The sequence below is a fragment of the Actinocorallia lasiicapitis genome, from assembly GCF_054778695.1.
Map to the genome: position 1 here is coordinate 1 of NZ_BAAGZI010000405.1, position 5,006 is coordinate 5,006.

Consider the following 5,006-nt stretch of genomic DNA (forward strand, 5'->3'; position numbering starts at 1 on the left):
GGCCGTCTGGTGCGTCGCCGCGATCGACTCGGCGGCGCTGTACCTGTGGCAGCTTCCGCTCGTCGGGGTGGCGGCGGCGCTGCTCATCGGGGCGCTCGGCCGGGGCGGCGCGCCCGGCGAACGGCTGCTGACGCTCGGTCCCGTGCTCTGGATCGGACGGGTCAGCTACCCGCTCTACCTGTGGCACTGGCCCGTCTGGGTCTACCTGGGGACGGTCTACCCGGGCTGGGCTCCCGCGCAGCGGGTGGCCGTGGCGCTGGCGGCGAGCTTCGTGCTGGCGGCGCTCACCTACCACCTGCTGGAGCGGCCGATCCAGCGTTCGTCGCCGCGTCCGCGCGTCCTGCTGCCGCTGGCGGCGGCCGGCTGCGTCGCCCTCGCGGCCGTCGCGCTGATCCCGCTCGCACCCGCGATGGACGCCAGGACCGACGGGCCCGTGGTCACCGGCCCCGGCATCCACTGATCGAGCGGTACCCGCTCAAACAGCACAGAAGGGGCCCGTCCGAACGGACGGGCCCCTTCGACGTTCCGGCCTGGACGGCCGTGGATCAGCGTGTGCGGGGAGCGGGCAGCGGGAGCGCCGAGCGCACCGCGTTGACCAGCAGCACCGCGCACGCCCCGAGAACCGGCAGGCCCAGCGCGGTGAGGAAGTCGACGAACACCATGTGCTTGATGCCGTCGGCGGTCCCGTCGCTGAACATCACCGCCCAGAACTGGCACACGGTCGAGACCGCGATGAACAGCGCCAGCCAGCCGTAGGCCTTGCGCCGCCGCGACATGGTCTGGTGGTTGACCACCAGCAGCCCGCCGATCACCAGCAGCACCCACTGCGCGATCATCAGCCAGTGCGCCCACTGGAAGACGGCGAACAGCCACGACACCACCATGACGCGGTGCTCCTGCGCGTAAGGCCCGTGGCCCTCGCTCTTCTCGAACGACCCCAGATAGGCGGGCCGCAGCTGGACGGCCGTCGCGATGCCCCGTTCGAACAGGGCGGGCAGCCGGTCCGGGTGCGTCAGATAGAACAGCCCGACGTCGCCGAGGCTCGCCTCCCGCTTGAACTCCTCGTAGACCGGGGTCCCCGCGAGCGCGTTCGCCGAGTACAGGTTGCTGCCGCTCGCCGACGCCCACGCCGGGTCGAGGCCCATCGCCACCAGGTCGCCGGCCGGGTCGGGGCTGTTCGGCAGCAGCTCACCGAAGATCGCGTTGTAGGTGTTCTGGTAGCGGAACCGCTCCGGCTGCGCCTGCAGGTAGCCGACGCAGAAGACGGCCAGCACCGACAGCGCGACCAGCGCGGGCAGCCGCCGCCGCAGCCACTCCATCTTGAGGTTGCCGCCGGTCCAGCGGGCGTCCACCCACGGCCCGCGGAACGGGACGGCCAGCAGCCCGAGCGCCACCGCCGGCATGTAGGCGACGGTCTGGGTCTTGGCCGCGATGGTGAACGCGGCCGCCCCGCAGACCGCGGCCAGCAGCGGCACCGTCGAATGGCCGCGCTTCCAGATCGCGATCAGCGCGATCAGCATGGTGACCGAGCCGAGCAGCGCGGCGGGCTCGCTGTACGGCGAGATGAAGTAGCCGGCGAACGCCGAGTCGGCGAAGATCAGCGCGAGCCCCGCGACGATGCAGAGCCGCATCCGGCGCGAGCCCGGCAGCACGAGGAACAGCCCCGCGCAGACCAGCCCGGCCAGCCCCGAGCACAGGACGCCCAGCGCGCGCAGGTCGAGCCCGCCGCCGCCGAACATCCAGCCCGACAGGTACTTCGCGCCCCACAGCAGCCAGAGCTGGGTCGACTCGTACGGCTCGCCGGAGCCGTCCGACCCGCAGGTCTCGCCGTACCAGCGGTGGTCGTTCCACTTCAGGTGCAGGTAGCGCGGGCCCAGCTCGTTGTACGGGGTGGCGTCCGCGACGCCGACCGAGCACATCAGCCGGTGGGCGTCGCCCTGGTCGCCGAAGCCGACGGTGCCGCCGAGGAGCAGCCGTCCCAGCAGCAGGCCCGTGATGGCCAGGCCCACGACGAGCGCCGCGCGCCCCTCCCGACGGGCGGGACGCGCCCGCCTCGGGGAGACGGCCTCCCGTACCGGTGCCGGTTCTACAAGCAGGCTCATCTGTCCGACTCTCCGATCAGTCCGGCACGGAGCGTCCCGGACGTCCGGCCGGTCACGTTGACGACCCAGCAGTCACTGGTCCGCGTGCCCCTGCGCCACTGCGCCAGGGAGAGTCCCGAGGTCGTGACCTTCAGGTCGCCGCGCCCGACCGCGCCCGAGGTGTACTGCTCGGCGTTCCGCCAGCACTGGTCGGCGAGTTTCGCGGCGGCCTTCTTGGCCCCCGGGTAGCGCTTGCCGTCCAGAGCGTTCCATCCGCCGACGTGCTCGGCGGTGTGCGCACGGTCGCAGGTGACGTCCTTCATGCCGTCCCGGCAGTGCCGGAACCGCGCCGAGTCGGCCCTGCGGAGCACACCCTGCAGCGGCTGCGACACGCTCGGCCCGATCGGGCCGCCCTGGTAGGAGGGGATCAGATCGCAGCGGACGACCCGCAGCCCGTCCTTCCACTCGTCCCTGGTCGGGAACTTCATCCAGATGTCGACGCCGTACTGGGCGTCGAGCTCGTCGGCGCCCATGTAGGTGCGGATCCGCTTGTAGCCGATCGCGTCGCACGCGGGCCCCGCCAGGTCGGCGGGACGCTCCGGGCGTTCCGGCATCGCCGCCATCACCTTCGGGACCTTCGCGAACCCGATGGTCTCGGTCTGGTGCGGGGTGTCGCACGGCACCGGCGGCGCGATGTCGCTGGCCACGTACAGCTCGTAGGGGTCGGAGAACCGGTGGCAGGAGCCGACCGGCATCGAACCCGTCGCCACCGCGCCCTCGAACTGGTTGGGCGAGGCGCAGCCGGCGACCGTCAGCAGGGCGGCCGCCCACCACAAGGACCGCCTCATCGGCCGGCCCCCTTCCGTCCGAACAGGTGCGGCGCGACCCGCAGCATCAGCAGCAGCCCGCCGGCGAACCCGGCGATCGCGAGCACCGAACCGAAGAACTTGTGGGTCAGCTCGTAGCCGAGGTCGACCCCGTACGTCTCCGTCGCCCAGGCGATCAGCACGATCCTGACCTGGTTGGTGAAGATCACGGCGGAGGCGCCCATCAGCAGCCCGAGCAGGACGCTCCACACGCCGAACCGGCGGAACAGGCTGATCAGCCCGGCCAGGAACAGCATCGGCACGAGGAGCAGGACCACCGTGCACTCGTTGGTGATCCGCAGGGCGAGCTGGTCGGGGGTGCCGAGCCCGATCAGCACGATGTCCCTGGTCGAGGAGGCGTAGCCGGGCGTCACCGGGCCCGCGAGCAGGGCGGCGAGCTTCGCCTCCTGCGCGCGGGCGGGCGTGGCGTTGGCGATGATCCAGATCATCGTCCCCCACAACGTCAGGGAAAGCCCCAGCCGCGCCGGGGTGATGAGCCGCCCGACGGCCTCGTCAGCGGGCTCCGGCATCGGTCAGCTCCCTCGCGGTCCGTTCCAGCTCCGTGGCGCGCTCCGGCTCGGCGTTGCGGCGGGTCTTCACCCAGCCGGTCTGGCCGAGCAGCAGCCGGGCGAACGCCCGCAGCACGGAGATGTACATGTAGTAGACGTAGAGCCAGAGGCCGAGGCCCCAGACGAGCCCCTTCCACCAGGCGGCCTGCGGTTCGCACTTGCGCCGGTAGATCGGGCCCCAGATGCCGAACGGCGTGATCCCGATCAGCAGGACCAGCGCCCAGAACCACCAGTACGCCAGGGTGCCCTGGACCATGTCGCCGCCGCCGCCCGCCGACACCTTCATCAGCACGGAGACCAGCACCGCCGGCCAGATGACGACACCGGTGAGCTGGATGAACGGCAAGGTCAGGAAGTAGCACGCCTCGACGACGCCCGCGTTGCTGAAGTGCTTGGACCGCAGGATCTCGGGCAGGTAGCGGGCGCACTGCATGTTCCCCTGCGACCAGCGGGTCCGCTGCGTGATCAGGCGGCGCAGGCTGGTCAGGCCCTCCTGCGCGACGTAGGTGTCGTGCACGTAGCGGTTCTCGTGCCCGCTGAGCAGCACCCGCAGGCCCAGCTCGTAATCCTCGAGCAGCGCGTTGTGCCACGGCCAGCCGTAGCGGGTGCTGACCTCGTCCAGCACCGACAGCCGGGTGAACTGGCCGTTGCCGCCCATCCCGACCGAGCCGGTGCGACCGCGGAGCATCTGCATCGCGGCGATCGTGGTGCGGAACTCCAGGTCCTGCATCCGGACCAGGTAGCGGGCGAACAGGTTGCCCAGCCGGCCCCGGTCGGGACGGGCGGGACGCGCCCCGCGGTTCGCCATGTAGACGGCGACCTGGACGGCCCCGACCTTCGGGCTCTCGAACCCGCCGGGCCCCGCGACCTGGTCGAGCGCGTTCGACGCGAGCGCCGCGTCCGCGTCGACCACGCCCACGATGACCTTCGACCGGTCGGTGCCCGCGGGCAGGAACGCGTCGAGCCGCTCGTAGGCGGTGTTGAGCGCGTCGCCCTTGCCGGTGCGGGCCTCGGGACGGCGGCGGCGCACCAGGTGCACGTCGGGGTGCGTCTGCGCGAAACGCTCCACGATCGCGCAGGTGGCGTCGTCGCTGTCGTCGTCGATGACCCAGATGTGGCCGTCGAAGTCTTCGCGCAGCCGGGTCAGGGTGTGGCCGATGACGGCCTCCTCGTCCCGGCAGGGGACGAAGAAGTGCCAGCTGTACTCGCCGCTGTCACCGGCCGGGCCGGGTTTGCGCAGCGTGTACGGCACGAGGATGGTGACCAGGTAGGCCAGGAACAGCACCACCATGAACACCGAGACCGCCTGTGCGGTCGGTAGGAACTCCACGGAATCGTCCTTCCCGGCTTCAGCGCGCCGGTGATGTCGTCGGCGGTGTCGTCGGCGGCTGGGTCGGCGTCGCCGAGACCGGCGCCGGTGCCGGAACGGCCGGCGCCGGAGTGGTCGGGGCGGGCGTGGCCGGCGCGATCTGCGGCAGGATCGACCCGCC

6 protein-coding genes are annotated in these 5,006 nt (G+C 71.7%); 2 read left to right on the forward strand and 4 right to left on the reverse strand.

The window, feature by feature from the left end; genetic code table 11:
- A partial coding sequence (locus tag ACYVE7_RS28800; protein ID WP_460368992.1) for an acyltransferase family protein occupies positions 1-460 on the forward strand: 460 nt, incomplete at its 5' end.
- 85 nt (positions 461-545) lie between these two features.
- On the opposite strand, the gene wsfD is transcribed toward ACYVE7_RS28800, so the two are convergent.
- From wsfD to ACYVE7_RS28820, 4 genes are read right to left on the reverse strand one after another with little or no spacing between them, the layout of a single operon-like run.
- Positions 546-2,102, reverse strand: a complete 1,557-nt coding sequence (wsfD, locus tag ACYVE7_RS28805; RefSeq protein ID WP_460368994.1) for a glycan biosynthesis hexose transferase WsfD — start codon at positions 2,100-2,102, stop codon at positions 546-548.
- Positions 2,099-2,929: a septum formation family protein gene (locus ACYVE7_RS28810; protein ID WP_460368996.1), complete on the reverse strand. Its 831-nt coding sequence runs from the start codon at positions 2,927-2,929 to the stop codon at positions 2,099-2,101. Before ACYVE7_RS28810 ends, wsfD begins: the two co-directional genes overlap by 4 nt.
- Positions 2,926-3,477 carry an exosortase/archaeosortase family protein gene (locus tag ACYVE7_RS28815; RefSeq protein ID WP_460368998.1) on the reverse strand — a complete coding sequence of 184 codons (552 nt, stop codon included), beginning with the start codon at positions 3,475-3,477 and terminating at the stop codon, positions 2,926-2,928. The genes ACYVE7_RS28810 and ACYVE7_RS28815 overlap by 4 nt, the downstream gene beginning before the upstream one ends.
- Positions 3,461-4,846 carry a glycosyltransferase family 2 protein gene (locus ACYVE7_RS28820; RefSeq protein ID WP_460369000.1) on the reverse strand — a complete coding sequence of 462 codons (1,386 nt, stop codon included), beginning with the start codon at positions 4,844-4,846 and terminating at the stop codon, positions 3,461-3,463. The genes ACYVE7_RS28815 and ACYVE7_RS28820 overlap by 17 nt, the downstream gene beginning before the upstream one ends.
- Here ACYVE7_RS28820 and ACYVE7_RS28825 point away from each other — a divergent pair.
- The coding region (locus ACYVE7_RS28825; RefSeq protein ID WP_460369001.1) for a hypothetical protein at positions 4,825-5,006 on the forward strand (182 nt) is incomplete at its 3' end. The two genes, ACYVE7_RS28820 and ACYVE7_RS28825, sit on opposite strands and share 22 nt — an antisense overlap.

Bases quoted from the DNA above. Each gene is read 5' to 3' on its own strand.
- ACYVE7_RS28810 (WP_460368996.1), bottom strand. From the start codon at position 2,929: ATGAGGCGGTCCTTGTGGTGGGCGGCCGCCCTGCTGACGGTCGCCGGC.
- ACYVE7_RS28815 (WP_460368998.1), bottom strand. From the start codon at position 3,477: ATGCCGGAGCCCGCTGACGAGGCCGTCGGGCGGCTCATCACCCCGGCG.
- wsfD (WP_460368994.1), bottom strand. From the start codon at position 2,102: ATGAGCCTGCTTGTAGAACCGGCACCGGTACGGGAGGCCGTCTCCCCG.